The organism is Nocardioides palaemonis (assembly GCF_018275325.1).
GTDB lineage: Bacteria > Actinomycetota > Actinomycetes > Propionibacteriales > Nocardioidaceae > Nocardioides > Nocardioides palaemonis.
This window is the reverse complement of record NZ_JAGVQR010000001.1, coordinates 891826-914830: the sequence shown is the minus strand read 5'-3', so window position 1 is coordinate 914830 and position 23005 is coordinate 891826. Positions and strand designations below refer to the sequence as shown.

Here is a 23005-nt window from a genome sequence, read left to right as displayed (position 1 = left end):
ACGAGGCCCTTGCGTATGCTCAGGTTCGTCGCAGAACCGTCAAATTTCGCGCGAACTTCTAAAGGGCGGCCTCGATGGCCTCGTTGGTGTAGTAGAGCTTCTTCTCCAGCGGGTGGAGCACGGTCTGGACCTTGTAGGTGGCGTCGCCGATGCACCACAGCGCTCGGCCCTTGTCCTGCATCGCCCACCCGGAGACGAGGTCCTGGGCGATCGGCCCGAGGCCGAGCATCGAGTCGAGCTCGCGGGCGACGCGAGGCTTCTGGCCGCCGAGGATCTTGATGTCAGCGAGCTCGAGGAGGTCCTTGGCGATCATCGCGGCCTGGGAGTCGGCGTCGCCGACCGAGAGCAGGTCGGAGGGCTTGTGCAGGTTGGCGAACTGGATGTCGCCGCCCTTGCCGGCCATGCCGCGCGAGAGCCGCAGGTCCGCGTCGAAGCTCATCACCGCAGAGACGCCGAGGCGCATCTGCTTCCAGACCTCGTCGCGCACGACGATGCGCAGGTCGCCGGGCTCGGCGATCTCGCGCAGCCCGCGGCCCCAGGAGTTCATGCACAGCAGCGCGATGCCCACCGCCTCGTCGCCGAGTCCATCGAGTCGGGAGAGGCTGAACGACTGGATCGGAGCGCGCCAGTCGACCTCGATGTTGGTGAAGTCGTCGAAGAGGCCGGCCAGGGTGCCGGTGACCAGCTCGCCGAGCGCGTTGCGCAGCAGCCGGGTCTGGTCGAGGAACTGGCGGGTGTTCCCGTACTCGCATGCCCGGACGAGCTCCTCGGTGGGGTTGCGCAGCAGGTCCCACAGACGCGGGATGGTGGTCTCCTTGAGGACGGTGTTGCCGGCGGCGTAGCCGGTGAGGATCTGCAGTGCGTTGCGGACGACGTCGCTCTCGTCGGGCCCGAACGGCACTCGGCGCTGGTCGTCGAGCTTCATGCTGCCGACGAGGCCGCGGATCAGGACCAGCCAGCGCTTGAAGATGATCGTCGTGCGCCGTTGGGCTTCCTCGGCCGAGAGCTTCTCCCAGTCGTGGCCGAGCGGGCCCATGGCCAGCGGGTTGATTCGTGCCCAGAAGCCGGGGGCGATGACGAACGGCTCGACGCCGAGCGCGCGGCACAGTGACTCGTACTCGTCCTTGGGGTCACCCAGGACCAGGGTGCGGTAGCCGAAGGGCATCATCCGCGTGCAGAACGCCTTGGTGGTGCCGGACTTGCCGGTGCCCGGCTTGGCGAACTGGAAGATGTTCGGGTTGGTCGCCGACACGTCGTCGCGCAGCACCCAGCCGAAGGGGTCGCAGTAGAACGAGCCGCCGGAGAGCTGGTCGACGCCCATCTGCGCCCCGGTCGGCGGCAGGGCCGGAGCCGACACGAACGGCCAGAACACCGGTGCTTGGTCACTCGTCATCCGCCAGGCCTGCGCCGGGGCGGTGGCGGGCGCCCAGCCGCGGCCGCGGCGGGCTGCACCGCGGCGCGGGGCGTACTTGAAGATCCGGGGCTCCTTGGCCTCCGGGGCGAGCGGGGGAATCGTGGGCAGGTCGTGGCCGAAGTCGGAGAGCAGGGCGGCCATGTCCCTGCCTCGATCGCCGCCGCCGCGGTTCCGGCGGGTGGTGGTGGGCATCAGGCGTCTCCGCTCCGGGTCAGGCTCATCCCGACGGGGATGGTCGAGGCGGCGAAACCGACGTCCTGGGCCAGGTCGAGCCGCAGGGGCGCGAACCCGGCGCGTCGGATCGAGGCGTCCAGGCGACGGCCGAACTCGGTGATCCGCAGCGTCTTGGGAACCGTGACCGTGCAGACCGCGTAAGGCCGGACCAGCGCGTTGCCGTGGGCCAGCTTGGCGTCCAGGCCGCGGGCCTTGTGGGCCTCGTCGCGCTGCTTGGCGCGGGTCTTGCGGCCGAGCTTCTCGTTCATTCCCTCGGCCAGGTCTGCGGCCCACTCGGCGTTGCCGGACTGCCGGTCGGCCTTGGACTGGGACACGATCGGGAAGGCGACGAGGAACGAGCGCCGCTCACCGGACTCGCTGGGGGTGAGGATCGGCGCGAGTGCGCCCATCGCGACGCCGCGGGTCGGGAGCTTGATGGTGGCGCTGATCGAGTTCCACGCGTCGTGGCTGTAGTGCCGCACCGTCGCGTCGGCGCCCGAGGGGCCAGCCAGCGCCCACGGGACGTCGGCGTTCACGTTCGGGTCCTTCTCCCGCATGGCGAGGGCCTCGACGATGCTGGCGCGGTCGCCGGGGGCGAAGCCGGTCCGGGACGCCAGGGCGAGCTCCGGTGAGGTGAGCCAGCGGACCGACGTCATGCCCATCGGGCCGCGCAGCTGGGCCTCGATCTCGGCCATGAGCAGGTAGAGCTCGCGGCAGCGGCCCTCGAACCCGCCACCGGACTCCTTGGCCGATCGGGCGATCCGGGTCTCCGGGACGACGATCGTGACGAACTGCTCGGTGCGCACCGAAGCCTGGGTGAGGCCAACCGCGAGGTCGCTGTTGACGACCTCGGACAGCTCAGGGGCGTTGCCGCGGCGATGCTTGTTGACCCACAGCTCGCGCTCGGCACCGTCCTCGGGGACGGTGCGGATCATGAACAGGATCTCGTCGATCTTCTCGGTGCGGGCGGCGACGTCGAGCAGCCCGGCCAGCGCCTCGCCGTAGCGGCTGCGCTCCTCGGTGTCCTTCATGCCGATGCCAGGGTGGACGACCGCGGCGGTGACTGCCCAGGTCTTCGTGGCGTCGTCGTGGATCACTCCCACGCGCTGCAGCTGCGAGCCATGCGGCGGGCCGTCGTGGAACTTGATGCCCTGCAGCACCCCGGGCAGATCGGGGGTGTCGAGGTCCTCAGCTCGGCCCTGGGCCGCCTTGGCGCGGAAGGAGGTCCAGCCGAGCAGCCCGCCGACGGCGTACATGCTCGAGGCGAACACCCAGCCGGTGGCCGAGCGGCCCCGGACCGGGATGACGGTTATGCCCAGCAGGAACAGCCAGACCAGCGCGAACAGGAACGCGGAGAACCACGCCCCGCTGCTGATCGCCCAGAACGCCGGCAGGCTGGCCAGCGCCAGGAACATCAGCTGGCCTCCGGAGAGGCCGAAGAACCAGCCGATGCGGTCGCGCTGGTAGTCGGCGTAGATGGTCATCGTCGCCTTCCTTCCGGGTCAGTAGAGGTCGATCGGGGCTGCGGGCAGGTCGCGGGGCACATCGGCTACACCGCCACCGGGGGGATCCCGCCGGCGGCCGCACCAGCCCCGCCGGCACCGCCGGCCGCTCCCCCGCCGCCACCTGCGGCCGGGGTCTTGGGCGCTGCTCCGGCACCACCGCCGCCCTGTCCGCCAGAGCCGCCACCCGAGCCCCCGCCGGGCCCGCCGCCGGTGGGCAGCGTCGGCGGGGTCGGCGGGGCAGGCGGGGCAGGCGGGGCAGGCGGGGTCGGCAACGGCGAGTCGTCGTCCCCGCCGTTCTGCGAGCCGGGGTGCGTGCCGCCGCTCTGGTCACCGGGCTGGCCCCCGGACTGGCCGGACTGGCGGCCACCCATGCCGCTGAAATCGGGGCCGTAGGTGCTCTGCCCGACGCCGGCCTGGTTGGTCTCGTCCGACATCAGGGACGTGGCCTTCGCTCCGGCGCTGCTGACCATCCCGAGCCCGGCAGCGAACGCCTGTCCGACCGGACCGAAACTGCCGAGGACGCCCTGGGTGGACTTGCTGAACCGATCGCCGGTCGAGGCCTCGGCGCTCTGCTCACCCGACGAGCGACCGTTGCCGTCGGTGGTCGACGCGGCCGACGAACCGCCACCGGCACCACCGCCGCCGCTCAGCAGCCCCTGGAGGCCGCCCTGGATGGCCATGCCCTGCCGGAACGACGCTCCGCTGGGAGTGCCGGGGTCGACGAAGGCCAGAAGCTTGAACAGCGCCAGCGGCGCGACGACGCTAATCAGGATCGTCATGACCGCCGGCAGGGCCGTGCCGAACGCCTTGGCGGTGCCGTCTGCGAGGTGGGCCGCGACGCCGTTGGCGAACTGCACGCCGATGCCCAGCACCATCACCATCAGCACCGGGGTGAACGCCGCGGCGTGGAACCACCGCAGCGACTTCCAGAACCAGGAGCGGGTGAAGTCGGAGACCAGCCCGGCCGCCGAGAGCGGGCCGGTGGCGATCAGGACCAGCAGCGACGCCGCGCGGGCCAGGTAGACCAGGACGTGCCCGATCGCGGCCAGCCACAAGAAGATGCCGAGGAAGGCCAGTGCGGTGGCCACACCGGCCTCGGTGATGTCGTCGACGCCGAGGCCGCCCAGGGGATCCCAGTCGGGCCAGGTCTGCACCTTGAGCAGCGACTTCATCAGCGCCTTGGTGATGGCGCCGCAGGCCGCGACGATCATCACGCAGTAGCCGAACCAGCAGGCGCAGACCAACACGAACTGGCCGGCGCCGATGAACGCCCTCGCGAGGCCCTTGCCCTCCCGTTTGAAGGCCGCGGCACCGAGCTGGATCATCGCCAAGATGACCACCAGGGCGAGCGCGAGCCAGAGGGTGAAGGCGTAGACGTCCTTGCCCGGTCCGTCGGCGCTCAGGTCGGGGGTCAAGAACAGCTCGCTGAACGTGAGCACGATGCGCAGCACGAACAGGCCGGAGCTCCAGACCGCGAGCATGGCCGCCGTCCAGGCATCGGCCGCCGCCTTGGCGATGACGTCGCCGATGTTCTCGAACGGGTTGGGGATGTCACCGAGGCCGGGGATGCCGGCGCCGAAGAGGTCCCCCACGTTCGGGAGTCCGGGGATGCCGGGCACCCCCGGGACGCCTGGGAGTCCGATCCGCGGGAGCCCGGCGTCGCAGATCGCGTCGAGCAGCCCACACCCGCCGACTCCCGGCACCACTCCCCCGACTCCCTTGGCGCAGTCGGTGAGGCTGGGGTTGTCGAGGCACTCCTGGACGCCCTCGACCTGGTCCTCGATCTCGTCCTTGACGCCACCGGCCGCGTCTTTGCCGCAGTCGACCGGGTCCTCCGCGCACTCGAGGGCTTCGCCGCCGAGGTCACACAGTTCGTCGGGACCAAGGCAGCCCATCTTGAGGGTGCGGGCCGGCAGCTGGCTGGTGGTCTCGACCGTGGCGCCCTGCGCTGTGCTGGCTGCCGTGCTGGTCGCCGGCTCGGCCGCGGCCGCGGTTGGCGGCTGGATGGTCGTGGCGGCTCCGAGAAGCGTGGTGAGGACCAGGACCGCCAGGGCGCCGATGTCCAGCCGGGTCACCCGGTGGAAGAGGTCGGCGGTGCTCACTGGGGTGCTCCGTTGATCGGGATCCAGCCGGCCTGCTTGTACTCCGGTGTGCCCGGCGCGACCGCCTTGGGCTGTCCGGTGGAGACCAGGTGCTCGATGTCTGCGGTGCTGCCCTGGACCAGGCGCCAGTCGCCCACGCCGTCGACCTCGAGCCACCGCATGAGCTGGGTGCCGGCGTAGAGGCCGTCGCTGACCTTGCCGTTGGCGGTGGTGAGGGTGACGTAGCTGAGCAGGTTCACCGCGTAGTAGCCGGTGCCGAGCTCCTCGAGGGTGTAGGCGATCGGCGTCACGGCGTACGACGCGGGCGGGGGGACGTCCCCCTCCTTCGGGACGCCGGCCTGCTGGCGGCGCAGCGCGACAGCGTCGCGGGCGCGCTGCTCGAAGACGGCCTTGTCCTCGGGGTGGGCGTACAGGCCGGCGACGGCGGCGGCCTGGTCGTAGTCGAACCCGACCTGCGCCTTGGCGACCTCGACTTGCAGCGCGACCGCGCCCAGGTCGGTCTGGGGGAACCGGGTCGGGTAGCCGTCGACCTGGTCGGCGCCGGTCGGGACCACGACGCCGTCGGCGGGTGCGCTCTCCGGGGCGACCTGGTCGACCGAGACGTTCTGCCCCTGCTGCCCGGTCTGGCTCGAGGAGTCCCCGGATGTCTTGTCGGTTCGGCTGTTGTCATCGGTCCGGCCGCGCGCTCCGAGCCAGACGGCGGTCGCCACGAGGACGGCGATCGCCACCAGGACCCCCACGCGCAGCGGGGTCGTGCGGGACTCCCCCATCGAGTCGTTGATCCGGTTGCTCATCTCAGTGCTCCCCTTCGTGGTGTCCGTGGTCGCCGTGGTCGCCGGGGTTGGTGGATTCGGTGTGGTCGGTGGACCAGGCGCGCCAGCCGGCCTCGTGTGCCAGCTGGGTGCCGGGCCAGGTCGCGGGCGCGGGTGCCGGCGGGGCGCCGGGCGCGACCATCCAGCGACCGCCGACCCACTGCATGCGCTCGCAGTGCGCGAAGGCGATCTGGCCTTCGGACTTGTAGGTGGCGCTGACCTTCATCAGCACGCAGACCGTCGCCCAGTCGGGGCCGTCGGTGCCCTTGACGAGCGCGGCGGCCGGCTCCAGGGTCACCGAGGCGCTGGGGTCCTTGACTTCGCCCATCCCGGTGCTGGAGAGGAACGCGCGGACGCTGGCGGTGATCCACCAGTCCTCGGCGCGGACCCCGCCGGGCAGCGCCCAGGCGTTGTAGACCTCCTCGGCGGTGCTCAGGCTCATCGACTGGAGCACCGCGAGGTCGATCTGGGCGAGCTGGCCGATCGCACCCTCCGGGGTCTGCGGGAATCCGGTCATCACGAAAGCGGGTCCGTTGACTCCGGTCCCGGTCGGGATCTTGATCTCCGGCGCCTTGGCGCTGGTGGTCTCGGCCGGGAAGGCCGCGCTCTCGGGCACGGTCAGCATCGGCTCGGCCGCGATGTCGTCGCGATGCGCGGCACCGCGGGCCACCGTCGAGCGCTCGGTCTCGCCGGTGGCCACGCCGGTGTTCGCGCTGGCCTCGTCACCGATGCCGTCGACCGCCAGGTAGACCGCGTACGCGAGGCCGCCGAGCAGGAGCGCAGCCACGGCGACGGCGGCGGCCAGGATGCCGAGCAGCCGGCGCCGGCTCCACTCGCTGGTGCCTTCTGCCTTCTTCGTGGCTGCGCGCCGCATCAGATGCAGCCCTTGCCGAGGATGCCGTTGAGCATGCCGGGCAGCACCAGGTAGGCGATCGCGCAGGCGAACACGACCACCACCGAGATCACGCCGACCTTGGAGGCGTGCGGCAGGGAGAACACTCGGCCGGCGATGATCGCGCCGATGGCGATGATGATGCCGAGACCGAACAGGACGATGACGCCCCACAGCACGTAGCTGGTGATCTCGTTGGTGGGGCCCACGGCACCCGGGGGCGCCTTCGGGCAGACAGCCATCACGGTGGTTGCGGTTGCGGTCATGACTTCCATGGGTGGACTTCCTTTCTGGGTTGCTGACCCCGGGCGGGTCAGGCGCTTTCGCTGGTGTCAGTGGGCAGATGTGCGGGCTCGAGCAGCTGACGTGCTGCCGAGATCAAGGGGGCCGGGACGGGCCGGGAGTCCAGGCCGTTGACCGCGAACTCGCGGTCCTCGGGGATCTCCACGCACCGGTCTGCGACCAGGGCGCGCCGTACGGCGGGGCCGCCGGCGTGCTCGAGGCCGCGGGGCCACTTCTTGCGGCGCGGGCCGCGGACGGCGAGGACGATCTGCTCGGGCTGCCAGTAACCGGCCAGCAGGTCCATCACGACACCGGCGCGGCGCATCCCGGGGACGGTGGCGGTGGTGACCAGGACGACCTGGTCGGCGGCGCGGACGGCCTCGGCGAGCCAGCAGTCGGTGGCCAGGAGCTGGCCGGCCTCCCAGCCGATGTCGAGGATGGTCAGCTGGGTCTCGTGCTCGGCCTCGGTGGGCAGCGGGACCTCGTCGACGCCGGCGAGGACTTCGCTGGCCCGCTCGAGCAGGACGTGGTCGCGCTTGCCCTGGCGCCAGTCGGTCGGATGCAGGCCGAGCTCGGCGGTGCTCGCCGCGGCGAGACCGGATGCGGTGACCGAGCAGCACTCGATGACCCGGACCGGGCTGGCGGCGGCCAGGCCGGCGGCCAGGGCGACGGTGCTGGCCCCGACCGAACCGGCGCAGCCGATCACGGCGATGGTGTGCTCCCCCGCCTGCGGGGTCCAGTTGTCCGCGGCGGCGGTGCAGCGGCCGCGGGGTCCCTTGCCGGCGCCGGGGCCGGTCCGGAACTCGCCGGCGCTCACCGCGTTCCAGGCCCGCTTGAGCTCGTCGACGCCGACCGGGCGGCTCGAGGTCTGGGTGCTCACTGGGCCTCCCCGATGCCGCCGCGGCGGAACTCGAGCGCGGCGCGGACCTCGGACGGGGTCAGGCTGGCCAGCTGGGCCTTGGCGGCCTGCACCTCGTGCAGCTGGGCGACGCAGCCGGTCAGCTGCTCGATCGCCTCGGTCTCGCGGCCGGCGATCGCGAACAGCTCCGCGATCTGCTCCGGCGTCCGGCTCTCGCCGGCGTCCTGGGTGTTTGTCATGGGCTTCACCACCTCCAGTCGCCTATGTGTCGCGGGACGGTGGGAGCGATCACGGTTGCGCTCATTCGTCATGGCCGAACTTCCTCGGGGCGGCCGCGGCGAGGGCGCGCACGGTGCGCGAGCCGTGGCGGCGGACGGTCGCCTCAGACACCCCGATGCGGGGCGCGACGCGGCTGGACACCTCGTTGCTGAGCAGGCCGCCGTAGCCGCGGGTCAGGTTGCGGGTCTCGATCCGGTCGGCCTCGTCGACCAGGCACAGCAGCAGGTACCGGTCGGCCGCGCTGATCACCTGGTTCTCACACGCCCACGCCAGCAGCTCCAGCAGTTCCTCGGTGGCCGACGGCTCCTCATGCTCGGGGCCGGCGTCGGCGAGGATCTCGGGCCGGTGGCCCAGGGCACCGGCGACCGGCTCGGTCGGCAGCTCGCCCTTGCTCCACGCTGCCCCGTCGGAGGCGTCCAAGTCGCCGGTCGAGAACGACTCGACGAGGGTGGTGTTCGCCCAGGTGCGGTCGACCCGGGAGACGTGGAAGGAGTCGCCGACCTCGCGGAGCACACCGACCCGGGTGTTGATCAGGATGTTCGCGGCGACCTTCCGCAGTCGGCGCCACTTGAAGGTCCGCACCTCGATCCACAGCTGGGAGGCCACGAGCTCGTCGATCCGCTCGACGGCTGACCAGGAGCCGGCGGCGACGGGCTGGCTGTCCCGGAAGACCTCGCGGGGCGGCAGGGTGCTCAGCCAGCCGGCGAGCCGGCACGCACCGGGCAGCAGGCACTTGGCGAGCGCGGCCGCCGCGGCGATATCGTCACCGCCGTCGGGGGCCGCGAGCATGGCCAGCGCCAGGAGGACCTCGTCAGAGGCTGAGCTGTCCACCGAGGGCAGCCAGGCCCGCAGGTCGTCGAACCTCTCGACGACACCGAGCCGGGGATCCGCTGCCACCCAGACCGGCCACTTCTGGCGGGCCTGGTCGAGCAGTTCGCTGTTGTCGTCGAGGCCAAGCTGGTCGCCCACACTCATCGCACTCGCTCCTTTCGTCCGTGACTGAGCACGGCAGAAAGGTCGCGAGCGGGCGTCCCCGCATCCGTCCCCCCAAGGCCCTGATTTGGAGGGGGGACGCTGAGGGGGGACGTACGTTTCCGCAGGTCAGAGGGCGTCCCCCCGAAAGTTCAAGAAGTTCGGCCGACCCCCTTGCGGGCCCCGATTTTTGTCGAGATGCAGCGAACCTTGACAACTCGCTGTCAAGGTCAAGATCTAGTGACGGAGTCGACTATCCGCTCGGGTGACGACGACGAGGTCCACTCCGCCACCCGGGCTTCCGGCCACAGGATGTCGGCGACCTCCGGGGTGGGCGCGCCGGACGCGCGGAAGCGCTCAGCGGACGAGCAGGTGCTACCTGTAGGCGCCCTGTTCGTCGACCTTGAACCAGCGGCGCGCCCGGGCGACCTCGATAAGCGGGTCGTATGTTCGCGCTGGGGCTCGCGTGTAGGTGCTCGGCATGGCGTCCTTCGGGACCGGTGTCGGGTTCCGGAAACTCAGAAGAGCGCTGATGGCGGGTTCATCCGAAGCGAGGTCCTTCGGGAGCTTCGAGAGCCAGCCTCCTGTGCTGCACCGGAGGGCGCAGTCGATCACTGGGCGCCGCCGCGGCTCCGGCAACGCGGCCAGCACGGCGGTCCATTCATCGAAGATCTCCACGGCGACCTTGGGGTCGGCGACGCACCACAAGGCCAGGCACCACTCCGCATGAGCGCGGTCCAGCTCACCGCCGGACAGTTCGGTGTCGGTGTCTATCCGGGTGCGCTCGGCGCGCCACCACGCAGTGTCGCCGGCGTTCCTGCGGGTCTGCTCGAGTAGGGCGGCAGGGTGACTGTCACGGCCGAACGCGAGCTTGTCGGGTTGGCGGAGTAGACCCTCCCGCATTGGCGACGCTGCACCCATGATCGCAATCTGGGAGGCGATCCAGCAGGGTCCGACCTCGTCGAACAACGCGGCCGCCGTGTTCGCCCAGGGAAACGTGCTGCCCTTCTCGCCGGGTCCGAACTTCCGCCGGGCTGCCGCCGCGGCGAGGGCCGGTCGCTCCCTGCGCAGGTGCTTGAGCGCTTCCTGCCGACGACGCCGCTGCTCGTCGCTGGTCTCAGGGAAACCGGTCTCGGACTTCGTCAGGTGGTCCTCGGGCGCGAACGCAACGGCGATCTGCGCCGGGATCGACCTCACCGACGACACGTTCGGGCAGAGGCCGTCCAGGACGCTGGCCAGCAGCGCCTTGTCGAACTCACCACCGGCCGGCGGCACAAGCCCGGTGTCGAGGATCCGCTGTGCGACCAGTGGCCGGGTGAGGTCCACGCCGGTCAGGTCGACGGTCCGGCCGGCAGCGCCCTCGCAGACTGCCGCTATCTCAAGCCATGCGTCGAGCTTCGCGGGATCGTCGATGCTGCCGACGACATGACCGACCCACCATGACGCGAAGCGGCTCTTCTGGTTCAACAGTTCCCGCAGCACCCGGACCTGGAGCCGCGCGAACGGCTGCCCTGGGTCTTCGGCGATCCGCTGGGTCAGCCGCTCCCAGGTCGGGTCGGGTCCGCCGCCACTGGGCTCGGGGAGTGCCGGGAGCGGACTGATCTCCCGCCGGGTCAGCGCGTTGACTAGGACGTGCATGTGTTCGTCGGCGCACAGCGCTGCGAGCACGTCGCGAGCAAGACGAGGACGATTCGCGAAGACGCCGTCGGTCAGCGACGTCCAGCCCGCGATGACCGCGTGCGGAGGCGGGTCGTCCTCGAGCTCTTCGATGATGCCGTAGGCGAGCACTGCGATGTCGCTGCCTTCAGCGTTGCCAGCGTAAAACCGTGCCGTGTTCATCCAGTACGGGCGCCTCAGGAGCTCCCGGAGCACTTCGACACGGTCGAACTTCTTGGTCTCCTCGCCAGCGAACCGGTACAGGAAGTTCGCCGCGAAGTACTCCCGCAGTGAGAGGACCTCGAATTCGTAGGTGCCCTCGACCTTGCTGGTCAGGGCCCAGAGCCGGTCGCTGGCAGCCTCGAACAGCTCGTCCACGACGCTCTCGGGGTTGCCGTAGGTTCTCTGGTAGTGGCGGATGCTGGCTTTTAGGTCAGCGATCGTCATCCGCGCGTTCAGCCGGTCCGTCTCGCTATGCGCGTGCAGATGCCACCCCAGAAACGGGATGATGGAGCGCAGCTCGGTCTGGTGTCGCCGGACGGAGGCCGGATGCTTGTTGGCCTCGCGGGCGAGGAGCAGGTCGACGTAGGAGTCGTAGAGTGTCGTCCGCTGGTCTGGGGTTGCCTCGCCGTGCTTGTGGAGCAGGTCGAGCAGGATGGTCAGCTGCATCGGGTTTCCGGCGAGCTCGTCGAGGTAGGGCTCCGCGATCTTCGCGCGGAACGCAGTCCGGAGGTTGCGCCCAGCCGTACCGGTTATGGTGCGCACCGCGCTCCATCGGCGCAGGTACTCTTTGCGCTGCGGTGGCGTCAGAGGGCTGAGCACCACGATGTCGAAGTGGTCGGATGAAGGCTCGGGAAGCTCGTTGGTACTAGGTCGCGTGGTGACCACGATGCGCGGGGGGATGTTGTAGCTGCGCCCGCGGCGCGCAAGGTTGTCGATCTCCTTCACCACGGTGGTTCGGACCGAGGGACGCCCGACCTCGTCGAGCCCGTCCAGGACGATCAGGCTGGGTACCAGCTCAAACAGTTCTTGGACCCCCGCAGGTGCGACGGGAACGCCAGCGGCGTGCGACATGACGTCGGCGAGGAAGTGTTCGAGCCCACACGAGGCGGCGGGCCGCTTCTTGGTCTTCTTCGTGGAGTCCGACTCGGTATCGAAGATGTCGACGCCGCTCATCCAGCGGGCGTAGTCGCTGAGGTCGACCCGCACCGGGAAGAGCGGCCTGTCCACCGTCGGGAGGTTGGCCGGGCGAAGCGCCGCGGGGACGAACGCGCTGCGGTGAACCTGCGAGACGTACTGCGACAGCGTGGACTTGCCCTGTCCGGGTGCTCCGCGGACCACCGTGTTCCAGCGATGGGCCTGCAGCGGGTCGAGCTTGAGCAGGTAGCTGGCAGCGCCGCCGACCGGTTCACGGACGAGCAGGTCGGGGTCTCGGCGGTCCCGAACGACCAGCTTGTCGGCGTTCACGTCGATGAACAAGTCGGCGACCTTCTCGCGGTCGATGTCGACCTGACTGAACTTGACCCGTTCGTCCTCGTCCCACTGCACTGAGGCGACCTTGCGGATGATCCTGCGGAGGCCGACGTCGTGCTGGCCTGCGCGGTCCTCGGCGATCAGGTAGCGCACGAGCTCCCAGCCGGCGAGCATGTCGGCGTACTTCCAGAGCAGCGCATCGTCGGAGTTGTCGACCATCCCGTCGATTGCCTCACGCCAAAGGCAGGTCATTTGCTCGAGCCCGTAGTCCTCGGCGTGCTGGTCAAGCAGCGTGTTCAGCTTGTCGAAGGCTCCGGTGTCTGCTTTCCCGGTGCTGGGGACGTTGGTGACCAGGACGTAGCGGCGTGCTCCGTCCTTGACGAGGCGCTTGATGTTGTCGGCCTCTCCGGTAACGGCCTTGTCGAGCCAGGCGACCGGGTCCTTCTCCATGCCCTTGACCGACCACTTCACCTGATAGATCAGCGACCGATCCGATCCGCGAGTGGCGCCGTCCCGGCCGCCGTCGGCCTGGCGCAGGGGGAGGGGAACGAAGTCGGTGAACCGGGCCGTCAGCAGCGCGTTCGCGAGCAACTGGAAGTTGTGGTCTCCGAGCCGTTCGTATAGATACTTGTATCTGCTTTCAGGCACGCCTCGGACGCTACCTGTCAGGAGTCGACTGGGTGTGCTTTCTCGCCCCGCCCCGCGCTCATAGACGTACGAGTCGAAACTGGTCGGGCATCCAAGGCCCGCATCATTTCGGGCGCAAGACAGCCAGTTCCGGACCCTGACGATCTCCATAGGGCTGTCTGGCTTCGTCAACGTTCGCCGCGCGAGGTTCGTCAATCCTGCCTGCATCTCGACATTTGTCGAGATGCAGCGAACTCTTCCAAGCGCGCCACATCAGCCTTCAGCACTGGGTTGCTAGAGATTCCCCGCTCGCGCGCGGATGCCCCGCGGGGCGGACCGAGAGACACCCGGGCGGTGGGGCGGCAGCCGCATGTAGAAAGAGCGGCGCACGGACGGGGGAAACGAGTGGCGCCGCGGCTTCCGACCAGCCAGCATCGACCAGGTGCCGGCACTCCATGACGACGAACTCGCCGTCGATGTTCAGCTGGTCCGCCGGCTGGTCGAGCAGTCGCTGCCCCAGTACGCCGACCTGAGGATCCAGTCACTGGCGTCCTCGGGCTCCTCGAACGCACTGTTCCGTCTGGGGAACGCGCTGCTCGTGAGGATGCCGCGCCAGCCCGGTGGTTCGATCACTATCGAGAAGGAAGCTCGCTGGCTGCCGGTGATCGCTCAGGGACTGACCACGGCAGTCCCAGAGATCGTTGCGGTCGGCGAGCCCGGGTTCGGCTACCCAGAGAAGTGGGCCGTGACCACATGGCTGGACGGACAGGTTCCGGAGGTGCCTTGGGGTGTCGATAGCGGCAGTTCGCACCGCGTCGCCCACGGCCTGGCGCAGTTGGTGGCCGAGCTCCGGCAGGTGGAGGTCCCGCCTTCGGCGAACGACGACCCCGCGCTGTCCTGGTACCGCGGCGGCCGCTTGGCGGACATGGACCACGAGTTCCGCCAGTCGCTCGATGAGTGCCGGCCGATCGCCGATCTCGGTCTCGACCTCGACCGCGCACTCAGCGTCTGGGACGACGCCTTGGCTGCCGAGCAAGCCACCGCTCCGCTCAGGAGCTGGTACCACGGGGACCTGCTCGCGGAGAACCTGCTGATTCGCAACGGCGAGCTTGCCGCCGTGCTCGACTTCGGCGGGCTCGCGGTAGGTGATCCCTCGGTGGACCTCATCGTCGCCTGGGAGGTGCTCGACCCACAGGGGCGGCAGACCTTCAAAGGTGCGATCAGCGTCGACGACGCCGCATGGGCGAAGGGGATGGGCTGGGCGCTGCTCATCGCGATGATCACCTTCCCCTACTACTGGCACACGATGCCGGCACGCTGCGCCGCCCGGCAATCGATGGCTGCCGCAGTGCTCGCCGAGGTCTGAGGTCCGGAATCCGGCTCTCGCTGCCCACGTCGAACGCGCCAGCCGAGCGCCGGTCCAGGCCTGGCCGCGACCACCCGTACTTTTCACGGGGGTCCGCAACCCACCGATCTGTTCACGGTTCCCCGTGGGCGGGCGCGCAAAGTTCAGTGCATCTCGACACGACTTCTCGGGCCGTGATCGCCCCTGCGCGGGAGGCTGGCGCGGCCTCGACGTCAACCTCGAACGATGCCCGCTGCGGGGCCCGCGTCACGCGATGAGTTTGGAGTCAGCGGCCGCGGTCGCGGCCCGGGCCCGGCGTCTGCCGTGGGGGGACGCGCTTCTCGTTCTCGATGCTGCGACGGAGCCGCTCGGCTCCCGCATCCTCGGTTGGCGGCGCAGGGTTGAGGCCGGCGAGGAGCCCGGCCGCCCGCTGGCGCGCGACAGGGTGTAGGTCCGTGTGCTCTAGGCGCTGGAGAGCGACGTCGGGGTCGACCAGACCTGCGCGGGCGAGGGCCGTGACGAAGCGGACGTCCTTCTCTCGGAAGGCAGCGAGCTTGGCTACGACGAGGTCGTGTGGCTCGAGGAAGGAAGCGACAGCGCCCGGTCCGTTCGCGCCGGCCGGCACCGTCCAGCTGATGAGGCGCTCTCGCCACCCGTGGGGCAGTGTCGCTGTCTCCACGTGGATGCCCTCGGCGTAGTAGCCGCGCAGTTGGTGGAAGTTCGATTCCTCCCCGATCGCTCCGGTGACCAGGTCGGCCTTCATCCGGTCGGGGTCGTCGAGGAAGGCGACGTCGGCCTCCATCGACACGGTCGCGGCTGGCGGCAGGACATCCTCGTCGTAGGTGCCCAAGATCGCCTGGGAGCCCATCACGACCGGTCGATCGTCAACGAGCTGGCTGGCCGCTCGGAGGACCTCGGCCAACTCGTCCCGGTTCACAGGCCCAGCCCCACGACGTGGCCGGCGGAGGCGGTGCGCTGGTGGTCGTGGTGGCGGGCCCATTCCGTGCGGAACGAGCCGAGCGCCTGGTCGCGCTGCTCCTGGGTGAGTACGCCGGCGAAGGGAGTGTTTTGGCGCAGGTCCTCCGCCGCCTCGCCCGGGCCGGTCAGTACGGCCACGATCGCCTCAACCCCGGCCCCGATGATCTCCTCCCACTGATCCAGTGCAGCCAAGATCCCGGGGCGATGCGCGTGCACGCCACGCCAGCGAGCGATGTTGTCTCGGGCGATCGCCATCACGCGGTCGGGGTCACGGGTGAGCTCTCCGACGACCGCTCGGTTCAGCCAGAGCGACCGCTGCTTCTCGCGCCGGCCCTCCGGCGCCTCAGCGGGCGGTCGCGCTTCCAGGTGGAGGTCGGCGCCCAGGCCCCTCAGCACGCGCTGCAGAGTCTCGATGCTCGGCTGCGTCTCACCGCTCTCGATCCGAGACAGCATCGACTGCGGGATGCCACACGAGCGCGCGGCCGCACGCTGGCTCAGGCCGAGGCGCTCCCGCCGCGCCCGCACCACCTCACCCGCCGTGCTTCGCGATCCACGCATAGTCCCTATGATACCTGATTAGGCATCACGTACTGGTGGTGACGACCAAGGCAGTTCCGCCGTTCTCCGGCGGCCGGAGAGCCGGTCATGCTCTACTTGGCCGCAGAAGCCCCAGGTGACCCGAGACGCCTGGGGTTCTTTCACGTCCAGCGGTAGCCGCACTGCGTCCACCCGTCGGGGACGCAGGCGATTCGCCCATGCTGAAGCCACTCCTGTCGCACCTTGCCGTGAAGCGCCTCGGGCCCGGTCGACCGCGCACCCGTCCGGACGCGGTGCTCGGCGACAAGGCCTATTCCTCCCGCGCGATCCGCACCGACCCGCACCGACCTGCGCTCACGAGGGGTCCGAGCAGTCATCCCGCAACCCTCAGACCAGATCGCGCACCGCAAGCGCCGCGGATCGGCGGGCGGCCGCCCGCCCGCATTCGACGCCACGACCTACAAGGGGCGCAACGTCATCGAGCGATCCTTCAACGATCACAAGCAGTGGCGCGGCCTGGCCACCCGCTACGACAAGCTCGCCGCTGTCTACAGGGGAGGCGTCGTTCTACGCGCCATCACCATCTGGCTCAGGGTGGTTGCGCACGCTGTACGTCGTGATGACCGGTGAGAACGTCAGCCAGCGCCGCCGCAGCGACCCCAAGCCCGCCTCCTGGAACGGTCCCCGTAGAGCCTCGCGGACGACCCGCCTGTTCGACACACGCCGACCCGCCATCGCCAGCGCGCCCATCACTGGGTGAGCACCTGAGCCTCGCCGATGCGGATCGGCAGCGGGTCGGTGGTCAGGTCGAACTCGATGGTTCCGGACTGGCCGCCGCCGGTCCACTCGACAACCCAGTGGCTGGTCGCGGTGACCTGGTAGGCACCGTCGGGCTGGTCCGACGACATCTTCGCGTAGCGGTGGCCGCAGGTCGGGGATGGCTGCTTCCCGTAGTGATCTGCGTACGGCGTGCCCTTGCCCGTGCAGCTCACCTTGGTGCCGTCGCCCATGTTCCACACGATGCTCAAGACGCTAGCGGTCGCGCTGACCGACACCGACCCCTCGCTCGCGGACTCGGTGATCGGTCCGAACGTGTCGTCGGTCGGGTTGTCGACCCACATCCACACCGGCAAGCCAACCAGGCCCGCGCGATCTGCACCTGACTCCGGCACGATGCCGATGCTGATCGGGTCCAGGTCCATCGACGCGATCGCGCGCTGCGCGAGGACCACCGGATCGATGAACGTCGTTCCGTCCACCACCCACGCCGTTCCCGCATAGGTGCCGCCGCCACTTGGATAGATGCAGTAGTACCACGCCCCGTCATCCTCGGACTGACCTGGAGGTGGCGGCGGTTGAACCTCCAATTGTGTCGGCGTCACGTAGCACTCGCCGTTCCACGTGCCGACGCCGGGAAGTTGGCACGGGATCGTCTCGCCGTTGTGAGTGCAAGTCGACGAGCCGCCGCCGTCACCCGGCTCCTCACCGCCACCACCGTCATCACCGGGGCAAGTCAACTGCACAGAGCAGTTCCCCTGTGCGTCGCACTGCTCAACGGGTACGGGGTCAGACCCGTCCGGGCAGGAACCCGCGATCGCCGGAGACTGGACTGCCACGGCGAGCGTGAAGCCCAACAGGGCCAAAGCGATGGATCGACGAAGAAGAATCAGCATGGCTGCACCTGGCCGTTCTCGTCGAGCACGTAGGTGGACGCGGTCACGAGCCATCGGCCTTTCGTGAGAGTCAGCGTGTACTTGACGGACCTAGCGGCCGGGATCGGCACACCACCGAGACTCCGCTTCACAGGCTTCCCCGTGGCGGTAAGGAATTCGACACCGGTCTCGTCCTCGCAGTCCTCGACCAGCATCGTGACGTCGCTGCGTTGCCGTGGCTCTCCCAGGTTGTGCACGTAGGCGCCGCTGAGAGTGAACTTGTTGGATGAGTACTCAATGATCCGCTGCTGGAGCGTCAGATATTCCTGTCCAGCAGCCACCTTGTCGAGACGCTTGCCGTTGACCTTCATTGCCCTCAACGCGTCGTCGCGGACATCGAGGTAGGCGGTCAGCTGGGCCGCGGCCTTCTCCTCGGGGGTCTTCGGGGTCGGCGTGCTGGTAGGCGTCTGCGAGGGAGTCTCGGTGGGCGTCTCCTGGACCTTAGGGTCGGGGTCGTCGCCGCCGCAGCCTGTAAGGGTGAGGGCAAGGGCGAGGGCCACTCCCCCGAGTGCGGAGTGGTGCTTCCTCATGCGGTGTCTCCTCCTGTGTTGGGCAGCGCCATCACTGATCGGTGGCTGATGTCGTTCGCGATGTGCTCGAGGTGTTCTTCGGCGGCGTCGACGAGCTCGGCGAGCGAGCCGTTGTCGGCCGGGTCGGTGCCGAACTTCTTGTCGGCGTTGTAGAGGGTGCGGATGGTGTCTCGCACGAACACGGCCCGGGCGATACGTCGGGCGTCCGGGTCGGGACGGTCTCCGCCGGCCGCGACGTAGCGGCCGGTGAGCTCCTGGTCGAACGTTGTCATGTGCTGGGGCTCCCTTCCCGAGTCAGCTCGCGAGCCAGCCGTGCGTACGAATGATGGTCCTGGTTCGCTCCGACAGTTCCATGGGGGCGTCGCCGTCGTCGGACCGGTTGCAGATCTCCTCGCGCAGGATCCGGTCGGCCTCGAGCTGGTCTCCCTCGGCCTTCATGACGTGCGCCAGGCACAGACGGGTGCTCTCGCCGTCGGGGTCGGCCCGGTTGGCCACGTAGGCCGCGGAGCGGGCCTTGACCAGGTCGCCGGCCGCGAGTGCCTCGGTGACGACGATGAGCGCGACGTCGGCGATCCAGCCGGCGGCCATGAGGTCGACGCGGTCGGGCTCGTTGGCCAGCCAGGACCATCCTTCCTCGCGCAGCTGGCTGAATGGCTGGGCCTCCCCGACCAGCTCGAGCGCGGTGCACAGGTCCGCGACGCCTTCGGCGCCCCCTCGGGCCTGGCCGCGCTTGCGGAGCCGGAGGAACAGGTCCACGTCGACGAGCAGGCCGTCGTCGACCTGGTAGACGTTGACGCCGGTGACCTTTGCGGCCGGTGCCTTGTCGGCGTAGGGAAGGTGGTCCTCGCCGGTGCGGGGGTTGGTGCCGAGCCAGTCGCGGACGATGTTGGTGTAGTCGCGCACCTTGCCGTCGGAGATCGAGAACGCCTCGCGGATCTGCTCGCGGGTAGCGCCGTGCTTGCGGTGCAGCGCGAGGAACGCCAGCAGCTCGGTGAAGTACGGCTTGCGCTTGGCCAGCGCCTTGCCGTGGGCTCGGGCTGCGACCGGACCGAGCAGGGTGAGCCGGGGCCGGTTACAGGTGGGTGAGAACCAGTCGACGATGTCCTGGTCCAGGTCGGGGTCCTTCTCCTCGACCTCGGCGCGGACGTGGGCGGGCACCTTCGGCGCCAGGGCCTCGAGGTCCTCCTGCACGATCGCGCTCTCGCGGATGTACTCCTCGTCCTGGCCCTCGAGCAGGGAGGACAGGGGCTCGTCGACGGCTCCCTCGGGGGTGTTGCGGGGCAGGGTGTACTCACGACGCAGAGCTCCGGAGGAGTCGGTGTAGGACTCCCAGCCGTCGGTGGCGGTCTCGTCCACGGGCGTGTCGACGTATTCCGGGGTCTCGCTCTGGGCGTAGACCAGAGCGCAGCCGCGGGCCTCGTCGCTGGTGAGGCCGACTGCGATGAGGTTGAGGCCGACGTGCTCGAGGACGACGCGACCGGTGTTGGTCATGTGCAGCACCGCGCCGGGCGTCTGCGGGCGTTCGCCGGCAACGACGATGGAGGTCGCGGACTGTCCGACGTGATCGTTGACCAGCTGCAGCAGCTGGTCGAGGTCGTCGGGGTCTCCGGCTGCGGCGTCGAGGAGCAGCATCCTGGCGGGCCAGGTGTCGTCGTCGACGCTGCCGGTGCGGGCCGTGGACACATCGGTGTCGTGTCGCTTCGCTCGGTCGACGGTGGTCACCGCGGCGGCGAGGAGCTCCGAGGTCGCGGGCGTCCCGGCCGCACCGGTCGGGTAGTAGGTGATCCGCTCGTCCATGGCGACGGTCTCCTCGGCCACGCCGATGCAGTCGACCTGGACGCGGCGCGACCACGGGTTGACGGCCAGCTGAGCCGCGAGGTGGCGGGCGAAATCGCGGCCGTAGGTGGGGTCGCCGCTGATGGTCAGCGTGGAGAGCTTCTCGCAGTTCAGCAGCCAGGTCTCGCCGGTGTCGCTCATGCCGATGGTGGCCAGCAGCGGGTAGGGCGGCTCGACGTTGTCGGTGTCGGGGCCGAGGTCCTCCACCGCGGTGTCCGTGCTGACGTGCCAGTGGGTCTGGTCGGGGCTGCCCACCCAGGGAGCTGGGACGGCGGCCGGGGCGCTCAGGTGCAGCGTCAGCTTGCCCTTCGCGAGCTCGACGGCCGCCAGCGGCAGCATCGTGGTGCCCTGGGCTCCGACCGCGGCCGCGAGGCGCCGCAGGGCCTCGTCGGCGAACTCCACGGTGGCGGCCGCGGCGGCACCGGTCGCGTTCAGCGTCATCTCCACCGGCGCCAGCTCGGGCGGCGGGGCGGCGATCGCTCGACCCGGCGGCCGGTTCCGGTAGGCGGAGCGCCGACGGGAGCGCAGCGCCATCAGCAGGGCCCCGGACAGCAGCACGCCCCCGCCGGTGAGACCGGCGAGGACCCAGGGCGCCTCGAGGATCGAGTCGTCGGCTTCGTCGACCTGGTCGACGTCGGCGGCCGGCGCCGTCGGCTCCTCGGCCTGCGGGACCTCGGGCGCGGCGGTCTCCGGGGCCTCGGTCTCGGGGACCGGCGGAGTCTCCTCGGCCGGCGGGTCGATCGGCTGCTGCTCGGTCTTGGGTTCGGCGAGGGTCTCGGGCTTGTCCTCGCGAGGCTGCGGCTGCTGCTGCCGGTCGTCGTGACCGGCAGGTGTCTGGGCTTCGGGGATGTTGAGCTTCCAGCCGACGTCGATCACGTCGGGGTCGGCGAGGTGGGCGCCGCCGGGCTGGGTGATGCCGGTGGAGGCCTGGTAGATCTCCGGCCACCGGTCGGCGTCGCCGAGCTCGTCGTGGGCGATGTCGCTGAGTGTGTCGTTGGGTTGCACGGTGTAGGAGTGCGCCGGCGCTCCGCTGTTCGGGGCGGGCAGCTTGAGCACCCAGCCGGGCTCGAGGAAGCTGGGCCGGGAGCCGAGGAGGTCGCGGTTGAGCTCGGCGATCTCCTTGTAGCGCGCGCCGTCACCGAAGTGGTCCTCAGCGATCGACCACAGGCTCTCCCCCGGCTTGACCGAGTGATCGACCGTCGCGCGCTCCTGCTTCGCCTCGACCTTCACGCCGTGCTGGGCGGGCGTCTGGTCGACGGTCCCGGCCTGGACATGGCCCACCGCCGCCGGCGCGGATGCGGCGGCGGGGCCGGCGTTGGCGGCCTGTGCGGCGATCGGCGCTGCGATGAACAGCAGGGCAGCGAGTCCGATCAGTCCGTGGGCCACGGCCTGCGGGCGACCCAGTCCCGGCAGCTTGGGCGCCTCGACCCTGCGGAGCCGGGCGACGGTCTCCACCACCAGGCTGAGGGTCATGAAGGCCCACGCGGCCCAGCCGATCACCTTGAACAGGCCCAGGATCAGGGTGCCGTCGTCGGGTGCGAGGAGTGCGTCCTTGACGCTCTCCCAGCTCGACGCCTGGTCGGGGATCGGGTTGGCTCCGATCGCGAGGAAGAGGGCCGGCAGGCCGATGATGATGCCGAGGACGGCGACCGTGGCGAGGAGCCCGGTCAGCCGCTGGCGCAGGGTGGGCGTAGTCATCGTTCGATGCCTCCTTGGGCGCGGATGAGCCGTGCAGACGCCTCCCCGGTGACCCTCATCGAGTCCAGCCCGATGATCCCGAGGAACTTGCTGTCGTAGGTGTCGGTGGTGCGCACAATCAGGGTGTCGCCGTTGACGACGGTGACGCTGCCCTCCACGCCGGCGGCGTTGAGGTAGCCCTGTGCGGCGGACTTGGCGGCGTTGATGTCGACGCGGAGCTCCTCGCCGCGGATGGCGGTCGAGCCCTGGACCTCCTGGGCGCCGGTGCGGGCGGCCTGGGCGGCAGCACTGCGGGCCTGCTGCTGGGCGTGCACCTTGCCGCCGACGTCGACGGTCATCCCGACCAGGATGATCATCACCAGTGACGCGGTGGCGAACCAGACGCTGATGGCGCCGCGCTCGTCGCGCTGTCGTCGGACCGGGTGCCTCATCATCGGCGCTCCCGGTAGGCGTCGACGGGGCTGCTCGCGGTTGCGGTGATCGTGCGGGTGCCGGGTACGCCGGGGATGCTCAGGTCCGACAGGTTGACCGTGCAGGTCACCGTGACGTTCACCTGGGCGGTGTTGCCGATCGGTGCGTTGAACGCCGCCGCGTTGACCGTGATGTTCGTGCTGGTGCAGTTCACGTCCTGGTCGTGCAGGCTGCTTGCGGCCGAGGACCTGCCTGCGGCGATCGCCTCGCTCTGGGTTCGCTCGATCGAGGCTGCCCGGGCTGCCTCGTACGCGGCTGCTTCCACGGACTGCTTGGCGATCTCGACGCGGCCGCCGAGGATTATCATCGCCACGAACAGCCCGAAGGCCGGGACGCCGATCGCGGCCTCGATGGCCACCGATCCGCGCTCGTCCCGGCTGCGGTTGGAGGCGCGTTCCCAGATGATCTGCCCCATCATTCGGTGAGCCTCTCGACCGGGACGCTGGCGCTCTGGCGGACGGTCACGTGCCAGCCGGGGATCACGCTCATGGACTTGCCGGTGACGGTGATCGTGGCCGTTGTCGTGGTCCGTGCCCCGGAGACGCTGGTCGACGTCATCACGTCGGATCCGCCGGCGTCCCGGAGGAAGCCGTTCGCGGCCGCCACTCCGGACTCACGGCTGCCGTTCTCGCTGCCCGCCTCGCGTGCGCCCTCCTGCGCGGCCGCGAGCGCGACTTCGCGGGCGTGGTAGTACAGCGCTCCCTGGACACCGAGGAACATCACCGCGAAGAGCGCGGGCATCAGGAAGACCATCTGGATGGCCACTGAGCCGCGCTCGTCCCGGCGTCGGCGGCGAGAGCTGGAGAACATGG

The 23005-nt window shown here is 69.9% G+C and carries 21 protein-coding genes; 2 read left to right on the top strand and 19 right to left on the bottom strand.

All coding sequences use genetic code 11. The annotated features are described in order from the left end of the window. Positions 1-58 precede the first annotated feature (58 nt). The 10 genes from KDN32_RS04340 to KDN32_RS04295 form a co-directional block, all read right to left on the bottom strand. On the bottom strand, positions 59-1606 hold the full coding sequence (locus KDN32_RS04340; RefSeq protein ID WP_211730867.1) for a putative type IV secretion/conjugal transfer ATPase: 1548 nt from the start codon (positions 1604-1606) through the stop codon (positions 59-61). Next, on the bottom strand, positions 1606-3111 hold the full coding sequence (locus KDN32_RS04335; RefSeq protein WP_211730866.1) for an SCO6880 family protein: 1506 nt from the start codon (positions 3109-3111) through the stop codon (positions 1606-1608). Before KDN32_RS04335 ends, KDN32_RS04340 begins: the two co-directional genes overlap by 1 nt. Positions 3112-3176: 65 nt before the next feature. Continuing rightward, positions 3177-5234 carry a type IV secretion system protein gene (locus tag KDN32_RS23200; RefSeq protein WP_211730865.1) on the bottom strand — a complete coding sequence of 686 codons (2058 nt, stop codon included), beginning with the start codon at positions 5232-5234 and terminating at the stop codon, positions 3177-3179. Continuing rightward, the gene (locus tag KDN32_RS04325) at positions 5231-6028 is read right to left on the bottom strand and encodes a hypothetical protein (protein ID WP_211730864.1); all 798 of its coding nucleotides are present in this window, start codon (positions 6026-6028) and stop codon (positions 5231-5233) included. Before KDN32_RS04325 ends, KDN32_RS23200 begins: the two co-directional genes overlap by 4 nt. Before the next feature lies 1 nt (position 6029). Continuing rightward, positions 6030-6920, bottom strand: a complete 891-nt coding sequence (locus KDN32_RS04320; protein ID WP_211730863.1) for a hypothetical protein — start codon at positions 6918-6920, stop codon at positions 6030-6032. Continuing rightward, entirely contained in the window at positions 6920-7204 is a 285-nt protein-coding gene (locus tag KDN32_RS04315; protein WP_246056794.1) for a hypothetical protein, read from the bottom strand. The genes KDN32_RS04320 and KDN32_RS04315 overlap by 1 nt, the downstream gene beginning before the upstream one ends. 47 nt (positions 7205-7251) lie before the next feature. After that, positions 7252-8100 (bottom strand): P-loop NTPase family protein, encoded by an 849-nt coding sequence (locus KDN32_RS04310; protein ID WP_211730861.1) that lies wholly within the window; start codon positions 8098-8100, stop codon positions 7252-7254. Beyond that, positions 8097-8318 (bottom strand): hypothetical protein, encoded by a 222-nt coding sequence (locus KDN32_RS04305; RefSeq protein ID WP_211730860.1) that lies wholly within the window; start codon positions 8316-8318, stop codon positions 8097-8099. Before KDN32_RS04305 ends, KDN32_RS04310 begins: the two co-directional genes overlap by 4 nt. A 61-nt stretch (positions 8319-8379) precedes the next feature. Beyond that, positions 8380-9333 carry a hypothetical protein gene (locus KDN32_RS04300; protein WP_211730859.1) on the bottom strand — a complete coding sequence of 318 codons (954 nt, stop codon included), beginning with the start codon at positions 9331-9333 and terminating at the stop codon, positions 8380-8382. Between the two features lie 372 nt (positions 9334-9705). Further along, positions 9706-13107, bottom strand: a complete 3402-nt coding sequence (locus tag KDN32_RS04295) for an NACHT domain-containing protein (protein WP_211730858.1) — start codon at positions 13105-13107, stop codon at positions 9706-9708. 421 nt (positions 13108-13528) lie between these two features. On the opposite strand from KDN32_RS04295, the gene KDN32_RS04290 reads away from it, so the two are divergent. Further along, on the top strand, positions 13529-14452 hold the full coding sequence (locus tag KDN32_RS04290; RefSeq protein ID WP_211730857.1) for an aminoglycoside phosphotransferase family protein: 924 nt from the start codon (positions 13529-13531) through the stop codon (positions 14450-14452). A 265-nt stretch (positions 14453-14717) separates the two neighbouring features. Here the strand turns inward: KDN32_RS04290 and KDN32_RS04285 are convergent, their stop codons facing one another. Beyond that, a complete protein-coding gene (locus tag KDN32_RS04285) occupies positions 14718-15368 on the bottom strand; it encodes a DUF6036 family nucleotidyltransferase (protein WP_211730856.1) in 651 nt (216 codons plus the stop codon). Next, a complete protein-coding gene (locus tag KDN32_RS04280; RefSeq protein WP_211730855.1) occupies positions 15365-15967 on the bottom strand; it encodes a helix-turn-helix domain-containing protein in 603 nt (200 codons plus the stop codon). Before KDN32_RS04280 ends, KDN32_RS04285 begins: the two co-directional genes overlap by 4 nt. 291 nt (positions 15968-16258) lie before the next feature. Here KDN32_RS04280 and KDN32_RS04275 point away from each other — a divergent pair, with 291 nt between their 5' ends. Next, positions 16259-16576: a transposase gene (locus KDN32_RS04275; protein ID WP_211732364.1), complete on the top strand. Its 318-nt coding sequence runs from the start codon at positions 16259-16261 to the stop codon at positions 16574-16576. Between the two features lie 119 nt (positions 16577-16695). Here KDN32_RS04275 and KDN32_RS04270 read toward each other — a convergent pair whose 3' ends face one another. The 7 genes from KDN32_RS04270 to KDN32_RS04240 are packed head-to-tail and all read right to left on the bottom strand — an operon-like array spanning position 16696 to position 23003. After that, positions 16696-17619 carry a hypothetical protein gene (locus KDN32_RS04270; RefSeq protein WP_211730854.1) on the bottom strand — a complete coding sequence of 308 codons (924 nt, stop codon included), beginning with the start codon at positions 17617-17619 and terminating at the stop codon, positions 16696-16698. Beyond that, positions 17613-18188: a hypothetical protein gene (locus KDN32_RS04265; protein ID WP_211730853.1), complete on the bottom strand. Its 576-nt coding sequence runs from the start codon at positions 18186-18188 to the stop codon at positions 17613-17615. Before KDN32_RS04265 ends, KDN32_RS04270 begins: the two co-directional genes overlap by 7 nt. Beyond that, positions 18185-18460: a hypothetical protein gene (locus tag KDN32_RS04260; protein ID WP_211730852.1), complete on the bottom strand. Its 276-nt coding sequence runs from the start codon at positions 18458-18460 to the stop codon at positions 18185-18187. The genes KDN32_RS04265 and KDN32_RS04260 overlap by 4 nt, the downstream gene beginning before the upstream one ends. Positions 18461-18482: 22 nt before the next feature. Further along, the gene (locus tag KDN32_RS04255) at positions 18483-21722 is read right to left on the bottom strand and encodes a LysM peptidoglycan-binding domain-containing protein (protein ID WP_211730851.1); all 3240 of its coding nucleotides are present in this window, start codon (positions 21720-21722) and stop codon (positions 18483-18485) included. Next, positions 21719-22156 (bottom strand): TadE/TadG family type IV pilus assembly protein, encoded by a 438-nt coding sequence (locus tag KDN32_RS04250; protein ID WP_068104911.1) that lies wholly within the window; start codon positions 22154-22156, stop codon positions 21719-21721. The genes KDN32_RS04255 and KDN32_RS04250 overlap by 4 nt, the downstream gene beginning before the upstream one ends. Next, complete coding sequence (locus tag KDN32_RS04245) at positions 22153-22611, bottom strand: TadE/TadG family type IV pilus assembly protein (protein ID WP_211730850.1); 459 nt, start codon at positions 22609-22611, stop codon at positions 22153-22155. Before KDN32_RS04245 ends, KDN32_RS04250 begins: the two co-directional genes overlap by 4 nt. Further along, on the bottom strand, positions 22608-23003 hold the full coding sequence (locus KDN32_RS04240; RefSeq protein WP_211730849.1) for a TadE family protein: 396 nt from the start codon (positions 23001-23003) through the stop codon (positions 22608-22610). Before KDN32_RS04240 ends, KDN32_RS04245 begins: the two co-directional genes overlap by 4 nt. Between the last annotated feature and the right edge of the window lie 2 nt (positions 23004-23005).